Genomic DNA, 21643 nt, shown 5'->3' on the forward strand with positions numbered 1-21643 from the left:
GGTGGAATGCCCGATAGCGCACGCTTATCAGGCCATACCGTTAATAAATTACTTACCGCTTTTCACCTTCGTCCATGCGCGGGTGCGGACGCGATCAATCTTCGGCTCCTGCACTTTCAGGGTAAACAACTTGGCCCGCACATCCGCCGGCGGATAAATTCCCGGGTTATCGCGCACCTGCTGGCTGACCAGCGCCGTCGCCTCTTTATTCGCATTGGCGTAGAAAACGTGATCGGAAATATGGGCAATCACATCAGGGCGCAGCAGATAATTAAGGAACTGGTAGGCCTCGTCTTTATTTTTGGCGTCAGCCGGCATGGCAAACACATCAAAAAACGCCATTGCCCCCTCTTTGGGGATCGAGAAAGAGATATTGACGCCATTTTTCGCCTCTTTCGCCCGGTTAGCGGCCTGCCAGACATCGCCCGCCCAGCCGATGGCCACACAGGTATCGCCATTAGCCAGATCGTTAATGTATTGCGAGGAGTGGAAATAGCGAATGTTTGGCCGTAGCTTCAACAACAGATCGGTTGCCGGGCCGGTGTAGTCATCCGCTTTGCTGCTATTCGGATCTTTACCCAGATAGTTCAGCACAGTGGCAAAAATTTCTTCAGGCGCATCAAGGAAAGAGACGCCGCAGCTTTTTAGCTTCTCCAGATTTTCCGGCTTGAGGACTAAATCCCAGCTATTCACTGGCGCATCATCCCCCAGCACCGCTTTCACTTTATCAACGTTATAGCCAATGCCCGTCGTGGCCCACATGTAGGGCATGGCGTATTTGTTGTCAGGATCGTGCTTCGCTACCAGTTTCAGCAGTTCAGGATCGAGGTTTTTCCAGCCGGGAAGTTTGCTTTTATCCAGCGGCTGAAAAACGCCCGCGGTGAGCTGGCGCTCAAGAAAACTGGCCGATGGCACCACCAGATCGAACCCGGTGCTGCCTGCCATTAACTTGCCTTCCAGCACTTCGTTAGAGTCAAAGACATCATAGATAACGTTAATCCCGGTCTCTTTTTCAAAGTTCGCCACCGTGTCCGGCGCGATATAATCTGACCAGTTATAAATGTGCAGCGTTTTTTGTTCGGCAGCGAGCGTGCCGACAGAGACGACCATCAGAGCACCCGCAACCAGACCCGATAGCCATTTTTTCTTTAAGGCGGTCATCATCGCTTTCCTTCTGAAATCCGTTAACAAATGAACCCATTAGGCGTGGTTTAAAACATGCCTGAAATGTGCATACCTTTTCATTTGATACAAATGAAGAAGAGAGGTCGCCCTCCCTGCCCTCAAGCTCGCTATAGAAGCTTCGCAAGAATAACTTTAGCTAAGGTTTGAGGCTATAGCCCAGATTAAAAAACGCCTTTTATCAATTTTTTATGCAGGTTTTGTCTATGTGATAAAGCGAAATGGTCAGAAAGGAGGTGAATAATTCTTTAAATAAAGGTTAATAGCAGCATAAAAAAACGTAAACAGCAGCCGCGCTGGCAGCGACTGCCTGATTATCGGAAGGGATTAGTGAAGAAAATGGTCAACCGCGCTGGTTTTTTGCGCGTCTTCTTCCGCGTTAAACAGAAGCTGATGCGCCCCAGCCTCAAGGATCACCATAGAAATCTGCTCTTCACTTTGGCGAACAAACCATTCGAACTGTTCGTAGGTGACGCCTTGCATAACGGATAAAGACTGGCACACAACCAGTTTTGGCAGATTATCATCCTGCATATCGAGAAAGGCTTTTACCGTCAACGAACTGGCGTTGATAGCAGAGAGATCGGCCGCCAGCGGCAGCAACGCGGAAGGCCTGACCTCCGCCATCGCGGAAAAAAGAATGGTGTTGTCCACCAAATCGATTTTAGCATCGTAGACGCCGTCAAAATTCTGCATATGCGGCAAATGCAGCGCCTGGCAGGTATCACATTCGAAGAAATTCATGCCCAGGTCGTCGAGCCATTGACGCAACGTATCCAGAGTGGGAACGACCAGTGATATCATAATAATGTGCTACCTCTTACGATGACGATGAAAAAATTACCGGCACAGCTTACGCAAAAAGCGTGCTTCGTACTACGGCGGAATCCACGATTGCGATTAGCCGCCGATTTTAAGGCAAAATTCAGGCGTAGCGTGACGTTCTATCCACTGAATCATTCGCCCCGCGATATCCACGCCCGTAGTCTTTTCGATACCTTCCAGTCCCGGCGAGGCATTCACCTCCATCACCAGCGGCCCGCGCGCGGCGCGTAAAATATCGACGCCCGCCACATCCAGCCCCAGCGTCTGTGCGGCTTTGATGGCGATATCCCGTTCACGGGGCGTGATCGTCGCGATGCTGGCCACCCCGCCACGATGAAGATTGGAGCGAAAATCACCGGCTTTCGCGCACCGCTCAATCGCCGCCACAACCTCATTGCCGACGACCAGACAACGAATATCGCATCCTTTAGCTTCGGCAATGTATTCCTGAACCAGGATATGGGCATTGAGCCCCCGAAACGCATCAATAACGCTTTCAGCAGCCTGACGCGTCTCCGCCAATACCACGCCGATCCCTTGCGTGCCTTCTACCAGCTTCACGACCAGCGGCGCCCCGCCAACCATCTTAATAAGATCGCTGGTATCATCCGGCGAATGGGCGATCCCGGTAATGGGAAGATCGATCCCCTGGCGCGCCAGAAGTTGTAGCGATCGCAGCTTATCGCGCGCGCGGGTAATGGCGACGGATTCATTCAGCGGATAGCTACCCAATAGCTCAAACTGACGTAGCGCAGCGGTACCATAAAAGGTAATGGCCGAACCAATACGGGGAATAACGGCGTCAAAATGGGGCAGACGACGCCCCTTGTAATGGATCGACGACGCTGCCGGATTAATATTCATATAGCAGGAAAGAGGATCGAGTATCTCGACCAGATGGCCGCGCCGCATCGCCGCTTCGCGCAGACGTTTGCAAGAATAGAGCGTTCCATCCCTGGACAATATGGCAATTTTCACCCTGCACCTCGCTGAAAACCCTGAAAAGCCCGCGTATCATACACTGGCCCGCAGGTTTTAGCGCGTCGCCCAGCCCTGTTTATGCAAATATTCAAGGATAAATGGGCGATTTTCTTTAATCAGGGTGCGACGGATATGATCGCTCCAGGTATCGCGTCGCGTATTACTGCCGCGGGTCAGATAATACTCAGCCAACTGCTCGTCATAGCGCGCCAGCAGCTTTTCATCAAGCGGTTGATACTGGTTCTCATGAACCACAAGCTCGGCAGGCAGGCGCGGTTTCAGATCCGGATTATCCGCAGGCCATCCCAAACACAGGCCAAAGAGCGGCAATACATGCTTCGGCAATTTTAATAGTTCGGTAACAGACTCAATATTGTTACGGATGCCGCCGATATACACGCCGCCTAACCCCAGTGATTCCGCCGCCGTCAGCGCATTTTGCCCCATCATCGCCGTATCGACGACACCGAGCAGCAGTTGTTCGGCAAGCCCCAACTGCGCGTCAGGGCAGATCTGCAAATAACGATTAAAATCGGCGCAAAATACCCAGAACTCAGCGGCCTGCGCCACATGCTTTTGCCCGCCCGTCAGGGGCACTAACGCCTCGCGCAGCGCCCGATCGGTAATACGGATAATAGAGCTGCACTGTAAAAAACTGGAACTGGACGTGCTGCGCGCGGCGGCAATAATGGCCTCTCGCTGCGCGTCAGTCACGGGTTCATCGGTGAAATGGCGAATAGAACGATGGCCACAAAGAAGTTCAATGGTCGGACTCATTATGCTTTTCTCTATCTGAACGGGAAGAAATGTCGGGTGGACGTTTCATCAACTGCGGCGCCAGTAACTGCGCAATACGCCACATCATCGCCACCGCGGCGGGGAGGATCAACACGACGCCGAGGAAAACCATCAATACGCCAGCCAGCGACGTATTGAACGGCGCGGGCAGCGTAAGGTAATGATTAAGCGATAGCAGAGCAAGCGCCAGCAAAATCATACCGAGGTATTCCAGTATCAGTATGCTTTTGGGTAACACGCCAATCGTGCGCATATCAAGCCTCCCGGTTAACTGACGCACAGTGTAGAACGTTCTGGTCCGGCGTGCTTAACAGATATAGCCCTGGGTTATCAAAGGAACAGGCGTAACCTGCTTTTCATCTGCCGTAAATCGCGGCATGATAACACCTGTTCGCCGTCTGGCTTTATGTTCGAGGAGAGATATGTTTACTGTTATTTTTGGCCGCCCAGGGTGCCCTTATTGCGTGCGTGCAAAAGAGTTGGCGGAAAAACTGAGCAAAGAACGCGACGATTTTAACTACCGCTATATTGATATCCATGCAGAAGGCATTACTAAAGCGGATTTGGAAAAAACCGTAGGTAAACCTGTAGAAACCGTACCGCAGATTTTTGTCGATCAAAAACATATCGGCGGCTGTACGGATTTTGAAGCATGGGCAAAAGAAAATCTGAATCTTTTCGCCTGATTGCTCTGGCAACGCCCTCTACCGGAGGGCGCTATCGGCGTTTTTTTCGCCGGTGGCTAAACAGGCTGCTAATAAACAAATAGCAGAGCGCGCCTAACGCACACCAGAATACGGCGCTAAATAACCACGCCAGTTCTTGCCAAAACGATCGGGTAGGCATAAATACCACGCGCATTAACACCAGGCAAAACGGCGCCGCCAGCATCGCCCCGATCAGCGGTCGGATCACCTCGCGTCGGTGAGAACAAAAACTGGCCACCGCACCAGGCAACGTAAAAAATAACAGTCCAATCTCAGGATGCCCTGCCGCGCGAAAAGCGCCTTGTACATGCATAGTTAATGAAAGACACACCACAATAAAGAGTACAAAGCAGCAGACAACGCTTGCCCACCCGTGTTTATGTTTCAATCGTTCCTCCTGACACTCTCTATCGAACACGCTTTCCGCCGTGAGGCATCCAGTCAGATAAAGTCATGTGGCATTCCATGCCAAAAACACACCTGCACGATTCTTATAGCCGTTAGTACGCAATAAGATTAAACTAGCAGGATATATTGTTGTGTTGTTTTTATTTGGATGCTGTATGCAATACGATTGCACCCTTAATTCATGATAAAAACAGTAGCGTAAATTACCATTTCTTTCAACAGCTTACTCGTAAACAAGAAGTTAGTCTCCGTGAATATAAACGTCGCAGATTTGTTAAATGGGAATTACATCCTGTTATTATTTGTGGTCCTGGCTCTTGGCCTGTGTCTTGGCAAGTTACGTCTGGGTTCAGTCCAACTTGGTAATTCCATTGGCGTTTTAGTGGTCTCTCTATTATTAGGGCAGCAACACTTCAGTATTAACACCGACGCGCTAAATCTGGGATTTATGCTGTTTATTTTTTGTGTCGGCGTCGAGGCTGGCCCCAACTTTTTTTCGATTTTTTTTCGCGACGGTAAAAACTATCTGATGCTTGCCCTGGTCATGGTCGGTAGCGCTCTGCTAATCGCCTTAGGCCTTGGTAAGCTATTCGGCTGGGATATCGGCCTGACGGCCGGTATGCTGGCCGGCTCAATGACATCCACGCCCGTGCTGGTTGGCGCAGGCGATACCCTGCGACATTCCGGCATCGCCAGCACGCAACTCTCCTCCGCTCTTGATAATCTGAGCCTGGGCTATGCCCTGACCTATCTGATTGGGTTGGTCAGTCTGATCGTGGGCGCGCGCTACTTGCCTAAACTGCAGCATCAGGATTTGCAAACCAGCGCCCAGCAAATTGCTCGCGAGCGCGGTCTGGATACCGATGCTAATCGCAAAGTTTATTTGCCGGTTATCCGCGCCTATCGGGTTGGTCCGGAACTGGTGGCCTGGACTGACGGCAAAAACCTGCGCGAGCTGGGTATTTACCGCCAGACAGGTTGCTATATCGAACGTATTCGTCGTAACGGTATTCTGGCGAACCCGGATGGCGATGCGGTGCTGCAAATGGGCGATGAGATTGCGCTGGTCGGCTATCCGGACGCGCACGCCAGGCTCGATCCCAGCTTCCGTAATGGTAAGGAAGTGTTTGATCGCGATCTGCTTGATATGCGCATCGTAACGGAAGAAATTGTGGTGAAAAACCACAATGCGGTCGGTCGCCGCCTCGCTCAGCTCAAGCTGACCGATCATGGCTGCTTCCTTAACCGCGTCATCCGCAGCCAGATCGAAATGCCTATCGACGATAACGTCGTGCTGAATAAAGGCGACGTGTTACAGGTGAGCGGCGACGCCAGACGCGTAAAAACCATCGCCGATCGCATTGGTTTTATTTCGATCCATAGTCAGGTGACGGACCTGCTCGCCTTCTGCGCTTTTTTTATCATCGGGTTAATGATCGGGATGATTACCTTCCAGTTCAGCAATTTTAGTTTCGGCATCGGCAACGCGGCCGGATTGCTGTTCGCCGGGATCATGCTCGGTTTCCTGCGCGCTAACCATCCTACCTTTGGTTATATTCCGCAGGGCGCGCTTAACATGGTGAAAGAATTCGGCTTGATGGTATTTATGGCAGGCGTTGGTTTAAGCGCCGGCAGCGGTATCAGCAACGGTCTGGGCGCGGTCGGCGGACAAATGCTGATCGCCGGGCTTGTCGTCAGCCTGGTACCGGTGGTGATCTGCTTCTTGTTTGGCGCTTATGTGCTGCGCATGAACCGGGCGCTGCTGTTCGGCGCCATGATGGGCGCGCGTACCTGCGCCCCGGCGATGGAAATCATTAGCGATACGGCGCGCAGCAATATTCCAGCGCTGGGTTATGCGGGCACTTACGCCATCGCCAACGTTCTGCTAACGCTGGCGGGGACGCTTATTGTCATCATCTGGCCGGGGTTAGGATAAAACTGAAGTTTGCCTTTAAGTGAAAAAATTTTGCCAATAGGTCGAACTTTTCGTTAAAGCATCAGTCATACCTATTGCCACTGCTTTTCTTTGATGTCCCCATTTTGTGGAGCCCATCAACCCCGCCATTTCGGTTCAAGGTTGGTGGGTTTTTTGTTGCCTGACGCAGAGTGACACGACATTGACTCTCCGGCGATTCGCTTTACCATCTGTAAAATCGCTTCACGCGCCAGCGGCGTTCGATCCGTTACAAAATGCAGCGTCATCCCCTCGATAAACGCATCCAGCGCGCGGGCGGTCTGCGCGTCAAACCACTGCGCCAGCGTATTCTGGCTACGCTGCATCCAGTTTTGCATGACTATTTTTAACGCTGGCTTATCGCTGGCATAGGCATATAACTGATACATTAACGCCATATTATCCGGCGTCGTAACCTGCGAGCCGTAAATCATTTCCGTTATCGCCTGGCACGCCCCCTCCGCATCCGTCACCTGCGCAAAAAAATCCTGGTATTGACGCGACATGTTCTCGGTGAAAAGTGTAAAAGCTTCACTCAATAACGCATCCATACCGGCAAAATAGTAGGTCATCGAGCCAAGCGGCACCTGAGCGATAGCGGCGATTTTCCGGTGCGTCACGGCATGAACGCCATAGGTCTTTACCGCTTCCAGTGTGGCCTGAATTATTTTTTCCCGTCGCTTAGGATCATTGGCGCGTCTTACGGCATTTTCTTTCATGATGAGTTCCACATCTCATTCAGGATGCAGGCGATAGTAGCCTGCCGCTTACGCTGAAAAAACAGACAGTAAAAACTGTCTGCACAACGAAGTATGACGACGATATGTACAAATGTACACAAGCTTGCTAATGTTTACCTCTCGCTTCTATTTTCTGGCCTGACGCTATGACCGTCCTCTCCTCACGTAACGCCTTAAAACGCCGTACCTGGGCGCTGTTTATGTTCTTCTTTTTACCCGGACTGCTGATGGCCTCCTGGGCAACCCGAACGCCTGCTATTCGGGATATTCTTTCCGTCTCTACCGCGGAAATGGGGGCGGTCTTATTCGGGCTTTCTATCGGTTCAATGAGCGGTATTCTTTGTTCCGCCTGGCTGGTGAAACGATTTGGCACCCGGAAGGTTATTCGCACGACGATGACCTGCGCAGTAACCGGGATGGTTATTCTTAGCGTCGCGCTGTGGTGCGCCTCGCCGCTGATTTTTGCCCTTGGATTAGCCGTTTTCGGCGCCAGTTTTGGTGCCGCCGAAGTGGCGATTAATGTCGAAGGCGCGGCGGTCGAACGCGAGCTGAATAAAACCGTTCTGCCGATGATGCATGGTTTTTACAGTTTCGGCACGCTGGCGGGCGCTGGTGTCGGTATGGCGTTAACCGCATTAAGCGTCCCGGCTAACATCCATATCATCCTCGCGGCTGCCGTGGCGATCGCGCCCATTTTTATCGCCATTCGGGCGATCCCTGACGGTACGGGTAAAAACGCATCGGAAGATGCTCACCTTCAGGAAAAAGGATTACCTTTTTATCGGGACATCCAGCTTTTGCTTATTGGCGTGGTGGTGCTGGCAATGGCATTCGCCGAAGGCTCTGCGAATGACTGGCTGCCGCTACTGATGGTAGACGGACACGGTTTTAGCCCAACCTCCGGCTCTCTGATCTACGCCGGTTTCACGCTTGGTATGACCGTTGGCCGCTTTACCGGCGGCTGGTTTATTGACCGCTATAGCCGGGTGACGGTTGTTCGCGCCAGTGCGTTGATGGGAGCGCTGGGCATTGGCCTGATTATTTTTGTCGATAGCGACTGGGTTGCCGGCGTCTCGGTCATTCTTTGGGGCTTAGGCGCTTCGCTCGGCTTCCCGCTGACTATTTCCGCCGCCAGCGATACCGGTCCCGACGCGCCGACGCGCGTGAGCGTTGTCGCCACGACCGGCTATCTGGCGTTTTTGGTCGGGCCGCCGCTGTTGGGCTATCTGGGAGAGCATTATGGATTACGCAGCGCCATGATGGTTGTGCTGGCGCTGGTTATTCTGGCGGCGCTGGTGGCGAAGGCCGTCGCCAAACCTGTATCGACTCCGCAACCGGTGATGGAGCATAACGCATGAGTATCAAATTAATCGCCGTCGACATGGACGGCACGTTTCTGAGCGATCAAAAAACCTATAACCGTGATCGGTTTATGGCGCAGTACCAACAAATGAAGCGGCAAGGCATTCGCTTTGTCGTGGCCAGCGGCAACCAGTATTACCAGTTAATCTCGTTCTTTCCGGAAATTGCGCACGAAATCGCTTTTGTCGCGGAAAACGGCGGTTGGGTGGTCAGCGAAGGAGAGGATATTTTTAACGGCGAGCTGACAAAAGCCGACTTCCAGACGGTTGTCGAACACCTGCTCACACGCGCCGATGTGGAGATTATCGCCTGTGGAAAAAACAGCGCCTATACGCTGAAACGGTACAACGATGCGTTAAAAGCCGTTGCGGCAATGTATTATCATCGTCTGGAGTTTGTGGATAATTTTAATAACATCAACGATGTCTTTTTCAAATTCGGCCTTAATATTACCGATGAACGGATACCGGAAGTACAGGCGGCGCTGCACGACGCCATTGGCGATATCATGGTCCCCGTTCATACCGGCTATGGCAGTATTGATTTAATAATTCCCGGCGTGCATAAAGCCAACGGCCTGCGTCTGTTACAGCAGCGCTGGGGCATTCATGATAGTGAAGTGGTGGTATTCGGCGACGGCGGCAACGATATTGAGATGCTGCGTCAGGCCGGGTTTAGTTTTGCCATGTCGCACGCCAGCGAAGCGGTCGCGGCGGCGGCGAAATACCGCGCCGGATCGAACAACCAGGAAGGCGTGCTGGATATTATCGACAGCGTATTAAACAACGAGCCGCCGTTCAACGTCTAGCGGATGCCTCTCTATGCCTGATAACAAAAAGCTTATCAGGCGTAGCCGCTCTCTCAGACTGTTTGCAAATTCCCCGTCCGCTTATCTTTTAAGAAGACCAGCATCAGCAGTAGCCAAAGAATACCGTTTGCCAGATTAAACAGGCTAAATAGCCCATTGCCGCCGCTTAACCAGGCGTGTTTACTGACTTCAATGCCAACGGTAAAAATCAGCATTTGTATCATTCCCATCGCCGCCGAGACCGTTCCTTTACTCATATCGCTGGAGAAGAGCGTCAGGCGCACCAGTCCGGCATTCGCCAGCCCAATGCCAAAAGCGTATACGCTTAATCCCGCCGTCATCCATAAATAAGCATGGGATGAAACCACCGTCGCCGCCGCGGCGATGATCAGCCCCGCGACGATAGGCCAGCCGCCCATCACGATCAGCGAGCGAACCGTACGTCGGGAGGTTAAACGCGCCAACACCAGATTACCGGCAATGAGCGCGCCAAAAACGGGCACCTGCAGCAGACCATATTCATAGCTGCTGAGCTGTTCGCCGCTAATGATGATAATCGGCGACTGCGCAATCCAGGCCAACAGCGGCAGGCTGACAAATCCCAGCGCTAACGCCCCTGCGACGAACCGCCGGTTTTTTATCACCAGTCGATAATCCCGGCCCAGCGCCTTAAATGACAGCGTTTCGCCCCGCCGCGTGGCGGTCTCCGGCATTGCGCGCTGTAGCCCGAAAAAGGCGATAGCGGCCAGTGCGGCAAATAAAATAAACATCCCCTCCCACGGCAGAACATGCACCCATGCCGCCCCAACCAGTGGTCCCAGTAGCGGCGCGATTAACGCCACGTTCGCCATCAGCGCGGTAATTTTTATACAGACCGCTTCCTCAAAGGATTCCTGAATCGCGGCATACCCTACAGCGCCGATAAAACACAGGCTAATCCCTTGCAAAAAACGCAGGAATGTAAATTGTTCGATGTTTTTCGCCAGTAACGTCGCCAGGCAGGTGATAATAAACCACACGACGCCCGCCAGCATCACGGGACGACGGCCAATCCGGTCAGACAACGGGCCAAGCAGCCATTGTAAGAACATACCGCCCGCCAGATAAGCGGTCATGGACGTCGGAACCCAGTCCAGGCCCGCCTGATACTGCTCAACCACCGCCAGCATACCCGGTTGGATCATGTCGTTGCCAATATAAGTAGAAAACTCGTACAGCACCAGACAGAGAGGAAAAAGCAGCGCCTGACGTCCCAGCCTGCCGCCTGATTGTAAACGATTCTGCATACCATCTCTTCGCCAATAAAAACCGCGCAGAGTGTAATGAAAGTCGGGGAACTGAGATAGCGAATTATGAGGCAGCAAGGGAAATAGCGCACATTTTTACAGAAAGCCGCTTAGCGCTTGCGTACTTTAAGGTTAATTTAAGTTTGCGCCGTTATCATCGACATTATTTTATGCCATTGTCTTAAATCTCTTCATGTTGCCGCCAAATAAGACAATACTGCTTTTCCTCCCTGTTACGCTGCATTTATGCTCAGTTTGCACGGGGATGAGCTGGCTATCCCTTTTGATTTCATTGCTCCGAGCCTGGATGTTATGCTGGAAAACCTTAACAACTCGCTGTTTTATTTTATTAACGCCACGCCTGATTCCGCGCAGTGGACGATTTCGCTCGCTATCTTTATCGCCAAAGATGTCATCAACATCGTCCCGCTCTTAGCCGTGGTACTCTGGCTGTGGGGTCCCCGCGATCGGGTCTGCGCCCAGCGTCAGCTGATCGTTAAAATCGGCATCGCGCTGATTATCAGTCTGGCGGTCTCCTGGACAATGGGACACCTTTTCCCGCACGACCGTCCGTTTGTCGATCATATCGGCTATAACTTCCTGCATCATGCCGCCGATGACTCGTTTCCCAGCGATCACGGTACGGTGATTTTTACCTTTGCGCTGGCGTTTTTGTTCTGGCACCGCCTCTGGTCAGGCATCGTGATGATGGCGATAGCCATGACCATCGCCTGGTCGCGCGTCTATCTCGGCGTACACTGGCCGTTAGATATGATTGGCGCGCTGCTGGTAGCGATGCTTGGCTGCCTGAGCGCACAGCTGATCTGGCAATGGTACGGCGCGCCGCTCTACCAGGCGCTGCAACGTTGTTACCGTTTCTGTTTCGCATTGCCCATTCGAAAAGGCTGGGTACGTGACTAAATAGCGAAAAAAAGAGTAATATTAAGCGCTCTGTATGGTGCGGAGCGCTTATTTAACTCTCCAGGGGAACTATGGAAACGCGACGCGACGAGCGTATTGGTCAATTGCTGCAGGCCTTAAAACGCAGCGATAAACTTCATCTAAAAGAAGCCGCGACCCTGTTGGGCGTCTCTGAAATGACCATTCGTCGCGACCTGAACCATAAAAGCGCGCCTGTCGTATTGCTGGGCGGCTATATCGTACTGGAGCCCCGCAGCGCCAGTCATTATCTGTTAAGCGATCAAAAATCTCGTCTGGTGGAAGAAAAACGCCGAGCCGCTCAGTTGGCTGCGGGCCTGGTACAAGCGCATCAGACGGTATTTATTGATTGCGGCACCACCACGCCGTGGATCATTGAAGCCATTGATAATGACCTTCCCTTTACGGCGGTGTGCTATTCACTTAATACCTTTCTGGCGCTGCAGGACAAACCCCATTGCCGCGCCATCCTGAGCGGCGGGGAGTTTCACGCCAGCAACGCCATTTTCAAACCGCTTGATTTCCATGAAACGTTAAACAATATTTGTCCGGATATCGCGTTTTATTCCGCCGCCGGCGTTCATACCAGTAAAGGCGCTACCTGCTTTAATCTGGAAGAGCTGCCGGTAAAACATTGGGCCATGACAATGGCACAGAGCCATGTACTGGTGGTGGATCACAGTAAATTCGGCAAGGTACGTCCGGCGCGGATGGGGGAATTATCACGCTTTGATACGATTATCAGCGACCGCCGTCCCGATGAGGCCTTTGTGGCCTACGCTAAAGCGCAACAAATTACTCTGATGTATTAACTGCCCGTTGCCGGATGCGACGCGCACCCGGCAACGGAGTTATTTTACGAGAACCAACTGCCAAACCACTGATGGAGTTTCATCAGCACAAAATCCCACATCCGGCTGAAAAATCCCCCCTCCTCGACGTTTTCCATCACCATTAACGGGCGTTGCTCAATGGATTTTCCGTTAAGCTGGAAATCGATGGTGCCGACAACCTGCCCTTTCTTCAACGGCGCCGTGAGCTGTGGTTCGTTCAACGTAAAGCTGGCCTTCAGGTTTTTAAGCTGCCCACGCGGAATCGTCACAGACCCCGCATCGCCCGCCCCCAAATTGACCTCACGCTTATCGCCAAACCAGACCCGTTGCGTCACGAATGTCGCGTCAGGTTTAATCGGCGTGACCGTTTCAAAGAAGCGGAAACCCCAGGTCAGCAGTTTTTCTGACTCATTAAAACGAATACGGTCCGTTTTCGCCCCCAGCACGACAGAGATCAGGCGCATATCGCCCTGGGTGGCGGAGGCGACAAGGTTATATCCAGCCCCTGCCGTTGTCCCCGTTTTCATGCCGTCGACATGCAGATTGGTGCTCCACAACAGGCGGTTGCGGTTCGGTTGACGAATATTATTAAAAGTAAATTCTTTCTCTTTATGAATGGCGTATTCGTCAGGCACATCGTGAATCAAGGCCTTGCCGAGCAACGCCATATCGCGAGCGGTACTGAACTGCCCTGGCGCATCAAGACCGTGTACCGTCTGGAAGGTTGTATTGGTTAACCCCAGTCGTTTCGCATAGGCGTTCATCAGGCCGATAAAGGACTCCTGGCTTCCGGCGACGTAGTCGGCAAGCGCGATACAGGCATCATTACCTGACTGAATGATGATGCCTTTATTAAGATCCGCAACCGACACCTGATCGCCTGGCTTCAGAAACATCACCGACGACCCACGTAGCGCCGGGTTCCCCGTCGCCCAGGCATCTTTGCCCACCGTCACCATATCGGTCAGCTTGATTTTCCCTGCCTTCAGCGCCTGGCCCACCACGTAGCTGGTCATAATTTTTGTCAAACTGGCAGGGTCGAGTTTCTCATCGGCGTTGCCTTCCGCCAGTACTTTACCGCTGGCGTAATCCATTAAGATCCAGGCTCGCGCATCAACGCCCGGCGGCGCGATCGTTTGTTCCTCTGCCTTTACAGGCGAAGCGAAAAGGAATAAGAGAACCGAACCTGCCGCGAGGCTACGAAGGGAAGAAGCGTATTGCGTCATAGTACCACCCGAGTATCCATTCCAAAAACACACGTCACACCACCGTGTAATAAGTGCGGTGAGTAATAACGCACTCACGACGTTAAAGAAACCGTAACTTGGTAAAGTTTTTAAAGTTTATGCAATAACATCCCGTTACGCTTCCTTCATAACGATTTTTTTACAGACCATTGTGTAAATGTTAGGTTTATCTCACGGTAGGCCGATTACTGTCATCATCCTGATAAAACAGAAGGGGTTAATATGATTACGCTGTGGGGCCGGAACAACTCGACTAATGTTAAAAAAGTGTTGTGGACGCTTGAAGAGCTGGAACTGCCATACGATCAAATTCTGGCAGGCGGAAAATACGGCGTTAACCAGGATGCCGACTATCTGGCGATGAATCCTAATGGGCTGGTGCCGCTGCTTAAAGATGATGAAACCGACCTGTTATTGTGGGAATCCAATGCCATTGTCCGCTATCTGGCGGCGCAATACGGCCAGAACCGGCTATGGGTTGATAATCCGGCGCGGCGTGCGGAGGGCGAAAAATGGATGGACTGGGCGAATCAAACGTTGAGCCCGGCGCACCGCGTGATCCTGATGGGACTGGTCAGAACCCCGCCGGAAAAACGCGACCAGGCGGCAATTGAAGCCGGTATCGAAAAGTGTGACAGCCTGTTTGCGCTTCTTGATGATGCTCTGGCCCACCAGCCGTGGTTCTCCGGGGATAACTTTGGCACCGGCGATATCGCTATTGCGCCTTTCGTCTATAACCTGCTGAACGTGGATCTGAAATGGACGCCGCGCCCGAATCTGGAGCGCTGGTATCAGCAGCTTACCGAGCGCCCTGCTTTTCGCAAAGTGGTGATGATCCCGGTGACCTAACGCGTGGCTGCAGGACTTACCTTGAGTAACTGCCCGTCGGACTCATCGGTTAACACATATAAGTAGCCGTCAGGTCCGACACGCACATCCCGAATACGCTGCTTTCTGTCACCCAGAATACGGCCTTCTTCCGTCACCGTATTGCCATCGACGTGCATCACAATGACCTCTTTATCTTTTAGCGCGCCGATAAACAGTTTGTGCCGCCACGGCGCAAAAACGTCGCTGGCATAAAAAGCCATCCCGCTGATCGCCGGAGAATCCTTCCAGTAGTAAACCGGTTGCTCCGTTCCCTCGACAATTTCACCTTTGGCTTCCGGCACTTTCAGACCACTATAGTTGACGCCCCATGTGGCCAGCGGCCAGCCATAATTTTTGCCTTTTTCCGGGATGTTAATTTCATCGCCGCCGCGCGGACCGTGTTCATGCAGCCATAGCGCGCCGCTCCAGGGATTGATGGCCAGCCCCTGCGGATTACGAATACCGTAAGACCAGATTTCCGGACGCGCGCCCGCCTGATGTACAAACGGATTATCCGGCGGAATTTCGCCCTGCCCGGTCAGGCGCACCAGCTTACCCTGTAATTTATCCAAATCCTGCGCGGTAGCGCGCTGGTTATTTTCACCCAGGGCAATAAAAAGAGATCCTTGCGCATCGAATACCATACGTCCGCCGAAATGGTTGCCGGTAGACAGCTTAGGCATCTGGCGAAACACGGTACGAAAATGCTCCAGACGCTGAAGATCGTCGCTCAGCCGTCCAAAACCGACTGCCGTACCGGCGTTTCCTTCGCGGTCAGCTTCAGCATAGCTCAGCCAGACGCGGCGCGACTGGGCAAAATCAGGCGCCAGCACGACGTCCAGCAAACCTCCCTGCCCGTTTGCCCACACTTTCGGTACGCCAGCCAGCGGATCGGAAAGTCCCCGCCCCGCCTGCCAGTGGCGCAGTTGTCCCCCTTTCAGGGTAATGAGCATCCCACGGTTATCCGGCAAAAAAGCCAGCGACCACGGGTGATCGAGCCGGGTTTGCAGCACCTCAACGTTCACCGGCGCAAGATTGGCGTTCACCCATGAAGAGAAAAGAGAGAATGAAACTATCGCGAGAAGTATTCGACGCATACCGCCTCCTTCAGGGCTCTGCGTTAAAGCGTAGTCAGCATCGCAAGAGGTCGGTTTATTTTTACAAAACATTAAGCGGCGCGGTCCGGTAAAAAGGGGGAGTCGCCTCCCCCTTATTCAGACCTGTGTAAGCGGTGAATGTACTTTCAGACTCTGAATACTCAGCGTCAAAGTTGTCAGACAGTTTTCAAGTTTATCTGCGTTGACGGCAATAAAGGTCGGACAATCATGGTGTCCGCTCATTAAACAAACGGCGGCGGCTGCAAGCGCGCCTTCGGCACGGCGCAGCGCGTTCCACTCTTCCTGATCGAGATGCAGTCCCTGCCGTAAAGCGTGATCGTGGAGCTCGCGATTCAGTTCAAAAAAATTGTCACGCAGAGTGTCACTTTCGCTGACTGACATATACCCCTTCGCTTTTCGCAATTGCAGATAAGCGGCAAGATCGATACGCGCGTTTATCAGCTTGTTGAGAAGATCGGTTCTCAGTCTGTCAACGACCATACCTTTTTTCCTCCTCTTTTCTACCAGGGTTCAACTTAATAGTATGGTCGTTTTTTAGACAAAGGGGTGTCAGAGATCAAGAATTTTCTTAGAATTGCCCTTTTTCACCTTTTGCTGACAACCACAACGGTTGATGCCGCCGCTCCTGATGAGATTGCGATACAATTTTTGTTCGGATATCTGTAGAATCCCTGCCCTGACCATTCCAATAAATGAACACTTTTTAAGCTATGAGTAATGTAACCCACCAGCCAAAGATCGGCTTCGTTTCCCTGGGCTGTCCGAAAAACCTCGTTGATTCGGAACGCATCCTGACTGAGCTGCGTACCGAAGGCTATGACGTTGTGCCACGCTATGACGATGCGGATATGGTTATCGTTAATACCTGTGGCTTTATTGACAGCGCGGTACAAGAGTCTCTGGAAGCCATTGGCGAAGCGCTGAACGAGAACGGTAAGGTAATCGTCACCGGCTGCCTGGGCGCAAAAGAAGATCAGATCCGCGAAGTGCATCCGAAAGTACTGGAAATCACCGGGCCGCATAGCTATGAGCAAGTTCTGCAGCACGTACATCATTACGTACCGAAGCCGAAGCACAATCCATTTTTAAGCCTCGTACCGGAACAGGGTGTAAAACTGACGCCGCGCCATTATGCGTATCTGAAAATTTCTGAAGGCTGTAATCACCGCTGCACGTTCTGCATTATCCCGTCGATGCGCGGGGATCTGGTCAGCCGCCCGATTGGCGACGTATTAAGCGAAGCGAAACGTCTGGTTGATGCCGGGGTCAAAGAGATTCTGGTGATTTCGCAAGATACCTCCGCCTACGGCGTAGATGTGAAGCACCGCACCGGATTCCATAATGGCGAACCGGTGAAAACCAGTATGGTGAGCCTGTGCGAGCAGTTATCAAAACTGGGCGTCTGGACACGTCTGCACTACGTCTACCCCTACCCACACGTTGATGATGTGATTCCGCTAATGGCGGAAGGCAAAATCCTGCCTTATCTGGACATTCCGCTGCAACATGCCAGCCCGCGGATTCTTAAACTGATGAAACGTCCTGGTTCCGTTGACCGCCAGCTGGCGCGCATTAAGCAGTGGCGCGAAATCTGCCCGGAACTGACCCTACGCTCCACCTTTATTGTCGGCTTCCCCGGCGAAACGGAAGAAGACTTCCAGATGCTGCTCGACTTCCTGAAAGAGGCGCGCCTCGATCGTGTAGGCTGCTTCAAGTACAGCCCGGTGGAAGGCGCAGGCGCGAATGACCTGCCGGATCAGGTGCCGGAAGAGGTGAAAGAAGAGCGCTGGAACCGCTTTATGCAACTGCAACAGCAAATCTCCGCTGAGCGCTTGCAGGAAAAAGTGGGCCGCGAAATTCTGGTGATCGTTGATGAGGTTGACGAAGAAGGCGCTATCGGGCGTAGCATGGCGGATGCGCCGGAAATTGACGGCGCGGTCTATTTGAACGGCGAAACCAACGTCAAGCCGGGCGATATCGTGCGCGTGAAAGTGGAAAACGCCGACGAATATGATTTGTGGGGCAGTCGGGTTTAACGCCCCCTCCCCCGGCGCGGGTGCCGGATGTGTTATCCCGCCTGACGAGCCCGTTCCAGGCCCGCCAGGCGTCAACGCCACCGGGCTGGCTTACCCCTTAATCTTCGGGTCCAGCGCATCGCGCAACCCGTCGCCTAACAGGTTAAACGCCAGCACTGTCAGGAAAATCGCCACCGCCGGGAAGAGCGCTACGTGCGGCGCGATGACCATATCCGCCCGCGCTTCATTGAGCATCGCTCCCCACTCCGGCGTTGGCGGCTGCGCGCCTAATCCGAGAAATGACAGGCTTGCCGCGGAAATAATTGACGTACCGATACGCATCGTAAAGAAAACCACAATTGACGAGACCGTTCCCGGCAATATATGGCTAAACAAAATCGTCGTGTCGCTGGCGCCGATACTGCGGGCAGACTCAATAAACGTCTGCTGTTTTAAGACCAGGGTATTTCCGCGCACCAGACGAGCAAACGCCGGAATAGAGAAAATCGCCACCGCAACGATCACATTAGCAATACCGCTGCCTAACACCGCCACAACGGCAATCGCCAGCAAAATGCCGGGGAAGGCGAACAGCACATCGCAAATGCGCATAATAAAACGATCCCACCAGCCTTCATAATATCCCGCCAGCAATCCCAACACCGTACCGATTATCGCGCCGATAAATACCGCGAACACGCCCGCCGCCAGTGAGATCTGCGCCCCAACGAGAACCCGGCTAAAGATGTCTCTTCCCAGCGAGTCAACGCCAAACCAGTGCTGCAAAGAGGGGCCATTGTTCAGGCTATCGTAGTCAAAATAGTTTTCCGCATCGTAGGGCGTCAGCCAACGGGCAAAAATCGCCACCAGAATTAACGCCAGTACGAATCCCCCGGCGACCAACGCGACATGCTGGCGGCGAAAACGACGCCAGAACTCCCGCCACGGCGTGCGTATCTGGTCGGGTTTTACCACCGGCATAGCATGTAAAATCGCCTGACGGCGCCAGTTAAATAATCGCATCCTTACTTATACCTGATAGCCGGATTAATGGCGGCATAGAGAACATCCACCACTAAGTTGATAAGAATAAATTCCAGAGAAAACAGCAGCACTTCTGCCTGAATCACGGGGTAGTCGCGCATGTCGACGGAGTCGACCAGTAATCGCCCAAGCCCCGGCCAGTTAAACACTTTTTCGACGACGATCGATCCGCCAAGCAAAAAGCCAAATTGCAGTCCCATCATGGTGACGACCGGGATCATCGCATTGCGCAGGCCATGTTTTAACACCACCCACGTTTCACTGACGCCTTTCGCCCGCGCGGTCCTCATGTAATCCTCGCTCAGGACATCGACAAACGAGGAGCGCGTAAAACGCGCCATGACGGATGCCACCGCCGCGCCAAGCGTCAGGGAGGGTAAAATATAATGTTGCCAGCTATCCGCCCCCACGGTCGGTAGCCAGCCCAGATCCACGGAAAAAATCTGCATTAACAACATTCCCAGCGCAAAAGCCGGGAAAGAAATGCCGGTCACGGCAAGCGTCATTCCTAACCGGTCAGGCCAGCGATTACGCCACACGGCGGCGGCGATGCCGATCGCCATGCCAAACAGCACCGCCCATATCATACTGGTTATCGTCAGCCACAGCGTCGGCAAAAAGCGGCTGGCGATCTCCTCAGAAACCGGGCGGCGGGAAACCATTGACGTACCGAAATCGCCTTGTAAAACATGAGTGATGTAATGCCAAAACTGGACATGAAGCGGCTGATCAAGCCCCAGCTGCTGACGAACCAGCGCGATCACCTGCGCGTCGGCTTCCGGTCCGGCTATCAGCCGCGCCGGGTCGCCGGGCAACAAATGAACAAATAAAAACACCAGCACTGCCACAATCAACAGCGTAGGAATTAATCCCAGCAGGCGCTTGAGAACATAGTTAAGCATCACACGAACCTTTTACCGGATGGCGGACAACGCGCGCGCCATCCAGCCCCATCGCATTACTTACTTCAAATCCGCATCGTCAAAGCTGAAACCGGTATCCGGCATAATCCAGAAACCGGTCAAATTTTTACTGTGCGCAGAAACCAATTTCTCCACCACCAACGGTATCCAGGGCGACTCTTTCCAGATAATATCCTGCGCCTCTTTGTACAATCGTGTTTTCTCCTGCGGATCGTTGGTCTTTAAGGCCGCCGCCAAATCGCTGTCGACCTGCTTGTTGCTGTAAAAAGCGGTATTAAACTGCGTCGGCGGCCAGTTTTGTGATGTGAAGAGCGGCGATAACGCCCAGTCAGCTTCGCCCGTCGACGCCGACCAGCCGGTATAGAACATTCGCACGCCGCTCTCTTTTTGCCCTTTGCCCTCAACTTCCGCGGCGCGCTGGCCGGCGTCCATCGCGGTTATCCGGGCTTTAATGCCAATCTGCGCCAGTTGCTGTTGGGTAAACTGCAACACTTTTTGCGCGGTGCTATGGTTGTGCGATGACCACAGTGTGGTACTGAAACCGTCTGGATACCCCGCCTCTTTCAACAGTTCGCGCGCTTTAGCCGGATCATAGGGCCACGGCTGATAGCTTTGCGCATAGGCTATCGACGGCGGCACCACGCCCGTCGCCGGCGTGGCGTATCCGGCAAACGCCACTTTAACCAGCGCCTGACGATTGATAGCGTAATTCAACGCCTCACGCACCTTAGGATTATCAAACGGTTTCTGCGTCACATTCATACTGATATAACGCTGCATAATGGACGGGCTGGCGACCAGTTCGAGGTTTTTATTTTTCGCCAGTAACGCGGCCTGCTCATAAGGGATAGGAAAAGCAAATTGCGCTTCGCCGGTTTGCAGCATCGCCGCGCGGGTATTGTTGTCAGTAACCGGACGCCAGGTAATAGAATCCAGCTTGGGTAAGCCCTGCTGCCAGTAACCGGCGAACTTTTTCACTTTGACAAAGTCGGTCTGATTCCAGGTTTCAAGCTGGTATGGACCGGTACCGACCGGATGAAAACCAATATCCTTGCCATATTTTTCCAGCGCTTGCGGCGAGATCATCGCCGTCGCCGGGTGCGCCAGAATATTAATGAAAGCGGAGAACGGCTGTTTCAGGGTAATTTTTACCGTTGCCGGGTCGACAACCTCCGTTTTTGCGATATTTTTATACAGGTTATAACGCTTGAGGTGGTTATCCGGATTGCTGGCGCGATCGAGATTCGCTTTCACCGCCGCCGCATCAAAATCCGCGCCGTCCTGAAATTTCACCCCCTGTCGTAGGGTAATGGTGTAGGTCAGACCGTCATCAGAAACGGTATAGCCTTTCGCCAGGACGTTTTTTACCTTCATGTCTTTATCCAGGCCAAACAGCCCCTGATAAAATGACTTCGCCACCGCCTGCGAGAGCGTATCGTTGGCGTCATACGGATCGAGCGTGGTGAAATTAGACCCTACCGCCACCACCACATCTTTGGCCGCCAGGGCCGGAAAAGCCGCAATGGATGAGGCCAGTCCCAGCGCCGCCAGCCATTTATGCGTAATAAATTGCGTCATGTTGTTCTCCTGAAACCCTGCCAGT

22 protein-coding genes are annotated in these 21643 nt (G+C 52.9%); 8 read left to right on the forward strand and 14 right to left on the reverse strand.

Annotated elements, in window-relative coordinates:
• Positions 1-48: 48 nt before the first annotated feature.
• From potF to NA330_RS04085, 5 genes are all read right to left on the reverse strand, one after another.
• Positions 49-1161, reverse strand: a complete 1113-nt coding sequence (potF, locus tag NA330_RS04065) for a spermidine/putrescine ABC transporter substrate-binding protein PotF (RefSeq protein WP_000125769.1) — start codon at positions 1159-1161, stop codon at positions 49-51.
• 348 nt (positions 1162-1509) lie between these two features.
• Complete coding sequence (locus NA330_RS04070) at positions 1510-1986, reverse strand: YbjN domain-containing protein (RefSeq protein WP_000624810.1); 477 nt, start codon at positions 1984-1986, stop codon at positions 1510-1512.
• A 96-nt stretch (positions 1987-2082) separates the two neighbouring features.
• Entirely contained in the window at positions 2083-2985 is a 903-nt protein-coding gene (gene rimK / locus NA330_RS04075) for a 30S ribosomal protein S6--L-glutamate ligase (protein WP_000684361.1), read from the reverse strand.
• 57 nt (positions 2986-3042) lie between these two features.
• Positions 3043-3765 (reverse strand): nitroreductase NfsA, encoded by a 723-nt coding sequence (gene nfsA, locus NA330_RS04080; RefSeq protein WP_038429076.1) that lies wholly within the window; start codon positions 3763-3765, stop codon positions 3043-3045.
• On the reverse strand, positions 3749-4039 hold the full coding sequence (locus NA330_RS04085; protein ID WP_001259129.1) for a YbjC family protein: 291 nt from the start codon (positions 4037-4039) through the stop codon (positions 3749-3751). The genes nfsA and NA330_RS04085 overlap by 17 nt, the downstream gene beginning before the upstream one ends.
• 169 nt (positions 4040-4208) lie before the next feature.
• On the opposite strand from NA330_RS04085, the gene NA330_RS04090 reads away from it, so the two are divergent.
• Positions 4209-4472, forward strand: a complete 264-nt coding sequence (locus NA330_RS04090; RefSeq protein WP_000495513.1) for a GrxA family glutaredoxin — start codon at positions 4209-4211, stop codon at positions 4470-4472.
• A gap of 31 nt (positions 4473-4503) precedes the next feature.
• On the opposite strand, the gene NA330_RS04095 is transcribed toward NA330_RS04090, so the two are convergent.
• Complete coding sequence (locus tag NA330_RS04095) at positions 4504-4881, reverse strand: inner membrane protein YbjM (RefSeq protein WP_000680850.1); 378 nt, start codon at positions 4879-4881, stop codon at positions 4504-4506.
• Positions 4882-5151: 270 nt separating this feature from the next.
• On the opposite strand from NA330_RS04095, the gene NA330_RS04100 reads away from it, so the two are divergent.
• The gene (locus NA330_RS04100; protein ID WP_001024853.1) at positions 5152-6837 is read left to right on the forward strand and encodes an aspartate:alanine antiporter; all 1686 of its coding nucleotides are present in this window, start codon (positions 5152-5154) and stop codon (positions 6835-6837) included.
• Between the two features lie 116 nt (positions 6838-6953).
• Here the strand turns inward: NA330_RS04100 and NA330_RS04105 are convergent, their stop codons facing one another.
• Positions 6954-7574, reverse strand: a complete 621-nt coding sequence (locus NA330_RS04105) for a TetR/AcrR family transcriptional regulator (protein ID WP_000661873.1) — start codon at positions 7572-7574, stop codon at positions 6954-6956.
• Between the two features lie 167 nt (positions 7575-7741).
• Here NA330_RS04105 and NA330_RS04110 point away from each other — a divergent pair, with 167 nt between their 5' ends.
• Together NA330_RS04110 and NA330_RS04115 are read left to right on the forward strand one after the other, a co-directional pair.
• Entirely contained in the window at positions 7742-8953 is a 1212-nt protein-coding gene (locus NA330_RS04110) for an MFS transporter (RefSeq protein ID WP_000217430.1), read from the forward strand.
• Positions 8950-9765 carry a Cof-type HAD-IIB family hydrolase gene (locus NA330_RS04115; RefSeq protein ID WP_000023554.1) on the forward strand — a complete coding sequence of 272 codons (816 nt, stop codon included), beginning with the start codon at positions 8950-8952 and terminating at the stop codon, positions 9763-9765. Before NA330_RS04110 ends, NA330_RS04115 begins: the two co-directional genes overlap by 4 nt.
• Before the next feature lie 53 nt (positions 9766-9818).
• On the opposite strand, the gene NA330_RS04120 is transcribed toward NA330_RS04115, so the two are convergent.
• The gene (locus NA330_RS04120) at positions 9819-11051 is read right to left on the reverse strand and encodes an MFS transporter (RefSeq protein ID WP_023242444.1); all 1233 of its coding nucleotides are present in this window, start codon (positions 11049-11051) and stop codon (positions 9819-9821) included.
• 312 nt (positions 11052-11363) lie between these two features.
• On the opposite strand from NA330_RS04120, the gene ybjG reads away from it, so the two are divergent.
• Positions 11364-11972: an undecaprenyl-diphosphate phosphatase gene (gene ybjG, locus NA330_RS04125; protein ID WP_023181381.1), complete on the forward strand. Its 609-nt coding sequence runs from the start codon at positions 11364-11366 to the stop codon at positions 11970-11972.
• Between the two features lie 71 nt (positions 11973-12043).
• Positions 12044-12802: a DNA-binding transcriptional repressor DeoR gene (deoR, locus tag NA330_RS04130; protein WP_000450106.1), complete on the forward strand. Its 759-nt coding sequence runs from the start codon at positions 12044-12046 to the stop codon at positions 12800-12802.
• A 44-nt stretch (positions 12803-12846) separates the two neighbouring features.
• Here deoR and dacC read toward each other — a convergent pair whose 3' ends face one another.
• Positions 12847-14049, reverse strand: a complete 1203-nt coding sequence (gene dacC / locus NA330_RS04135; protein WP_000195712.1) for a serine-type D-Ala-D-Ala carboxypeptidase — start codon at positions 14047-14049, stop codon at positions 12847-12849.
• Between the two features lie 243 nt (positions 14050-14292).
• On the opposite strand from dacC, the gene NA330_RS04140 reads away from it, so the two are divergent.
• The gene (locus NA330_RS04140) at positions 14293-14919 is read left to right on the forward strand and encodes a glutathione S-transferase family protein (protein WP_023242445.1); all 627 of its coding nucleotides are present in this window, start codon (positions 14293-14295) and stop codon (positions 14917-14919) included.
• Here NA330_RS04140 and NA330_RS04145 read toward each other — a convergent pair.
• Positions 14916-16037, reverse strand: coding sequence for a PQQ-dependent sugar dehydrogenase (locus tag NA330_RS04145; RefSeq protein WP_023242446.1), 1122 nt, complete (start codon positions 16035-16037; stop codon positions 14916-14918). The genes NA330_RS04140 and NA330_RS04145 overlap by 4 nt on opposite strands.
• Positions 16038-16154: 117 nt before the next feature.
• The gene (bssR, locus tag NA330_RS04150) at positions 16155-16538 is read right to left on the reverse strand and encodes a biofilm formation regulator BssR (RefSeq protein WP_023242447.1); all 384 of its coding nucleotides are present in this window, start codon (positions 16536-16538) and stop codon (positions 16155-16157) included.
• Between the two features lie 230 nt (positions 16539-16768).
• Here bssR and rimO point away from each other — a divergent pair, with 230 nt between their 5' ends.
• On the forward strand, positions 16769-18094 hold the full coding sequence (gene rimO / locus NA330_RS04155) for a 30S ribosomal protein S12 methylthiotransferase RimO (RefSeq protein ID WP_000073314.1): 1326 nt from the start codon (positions 16769-16771) through the stop codon (positions 18092-18094).
• 90 nt (positions 18095-18184) lie between these two features.
• On the opposite strand, the gene gsiD is transcribed toward rimO, so the two are convergent.
• From gsiD to gsiB, 3 genes are read right to left on the reverse strand one after another with little or no spacing between them, the layout of a single operon-like run.
• Entirely contained in the window at positions 18185-19096 is a 912-nt protein-coding gene (gene gsiD, locus NA330_RS04160) for a glutathione ABC transporter permease GsiD (protein WP_001236024.1), read from the reverse strand.
• Positions 19097-19098: 2 nt separating this feature from the next.
• Positions 19099-20019, reverse strand: coding sequence for a glutathione ABC transporter permease GsiC (gene gsiC, locus NA330_RS04165; protein ID WP_000936064.1), 921 nt, complete (start codon positions 20017-20019; stop codon positions 19099-19101).
• 60 nt (positions 20020-20079) lie between these two features.
• Positions 20080-21618 (reverse strand): glutathione ABC transporter substrate-binding protein GsiB, encoded by a 1539-nt coding sequence (gsiB, locus tag NA330_RS04170; protein ID WP_017441944.1) that lies wholly within the window; start codon positions 21616-21618, stop codon positions 20080-20082.
• Positions 21619-21643 lie beyond the last annotated feature (25 nt).

The organism is Salmonella sp. NW722 (genome assembly GCF_051702785.1).
GTDB lineage: Bacteria > Pseudomonadota > Gammaproteobacteria > Enterobacterales > Enterobacteriaceae > Salmonella > Salmonella enterica.

Coding starts and splice junctions, on each gene's coding strand:
- potF (WP_000125769.1), bottom strand. CDS start 1,161: ATGACCGCCTTAAAGAAAAAATGGCTATCGGGTCTGGTTGCGGGTGCT.
- NA330_RS04070 (WP_000624810.1), bottom strand. CDS start 1,986: ATGATATCACTGGTCGTTCCCACTCTGGATACGTTGCGTCAATGGCTC.
- nfsA (WP_038429076.1), bottom strand. CDS start 3,765: ATGAGTCCGACCATTGAACTTCTTTGTGGCCATCGTTCTATTCGCCAT.
- NA330_RS04085 (WP_001259129.1), bottom strand. CDS start 4,039: ATGCGCACGATTGGCGTGTTACCCAAAAGCATACTGATACTGGAATAC.
- NA330_RS04090 (WP_000495513.1), top strand. CDS start 4,209: ATGTTTACTGTTATTTTTGGCCGCCCAGGGTGCCCTTATTGCGTGCGT.
- NA330_RS04105 (WP_000661873.1), bottom strand. CDS start 7,574: ATGAAAGAAAATGCCGTAAGACGCGCCAATGATCCTAAGCGACGGGAA.
- NA330_RS04110 (WP_000217430.1), top strand. CDS start 7,742: ATGACCGTCCTCTCCTCACGTAACGCCTTAAAACGCCGTACCTGGGCG.
- NA330_RS04115 (WP_000023554.1), top strand. CDS start 8,950: ATGAGTATCAAATTAATCGCCGTCGACATGGACGGCACGTTTCTGAGC.
- NA330_RS04120 (WP_023242444.1), bottom strand. CDS start 11,051: ATGCAGAATCGTTTACAATCAGGCGGCAGGCTGGGACGTCAGGCGCTG.
- ybjG (WP_023181381.1), top strand. CDS start 11,364: ATGCTGGAAAACCTTAACAACTCGCTGTTTTATTTTATTAACGCCACG.
- deoR (WP_000450106.1), top strand. CDS start 12,044: ATGGAAACGCGACGCGACGAGCGTATTGGTCAATTGCTGCAGGCCTTA.
- dacC (WP_000195712.1), bottom strand. CDS start 14,049: ATGACGCAATACGCTTCTTCCCTTCGTAGCCTCGCGGCAGGTTCGGTT.
- NA330_RS04140 (WP_023242445.1), top strand. CDS start 14,293: ATGATTACGCTGTGGGGCCGGAACAACTCGACTAATGTTAAAAAAGTG.
- NA330_RS04145 (WP_023242446.1), bottom strand. CDS start 16,037: ATGCGTCGAATACTTCTCGCGATAGTTTCATTCTCTCTTTTCTCTTCA.
- bssR (WP_023242447.1), bottom strand. CDS start 16,538: ATGGTCGTTGACAGACTGAGAACCGATCTTCTCAACAAGCTGATAAAC.
- rimO (WP_000073314.1), top strand. CDS start 16,769: ATGAGTAATGTAACCCACCAGCCAAAGATCGGCTTCGTTTCCCTGGGC.
- gsiD (WP_001236024.1), bottom strand. CDS start 19,096: ATGCGATTATTTAACTGGCGCCGTCAGGCGATTTTACATGCTATGCCG.
- gsiC (WP_000936064.1), bottom strand. CDS start 20,019: ATGCTTAACTATGTTCTCAAGCGCCTGCTGGGATTAATTCCTACGCTG.
- gsiB (WP_017441944.1), bottom strand. CDS start 21,618: ATGACGCAATTTATTACGCATAAATGGCTGGCGGCGCTGGGACTGGCC.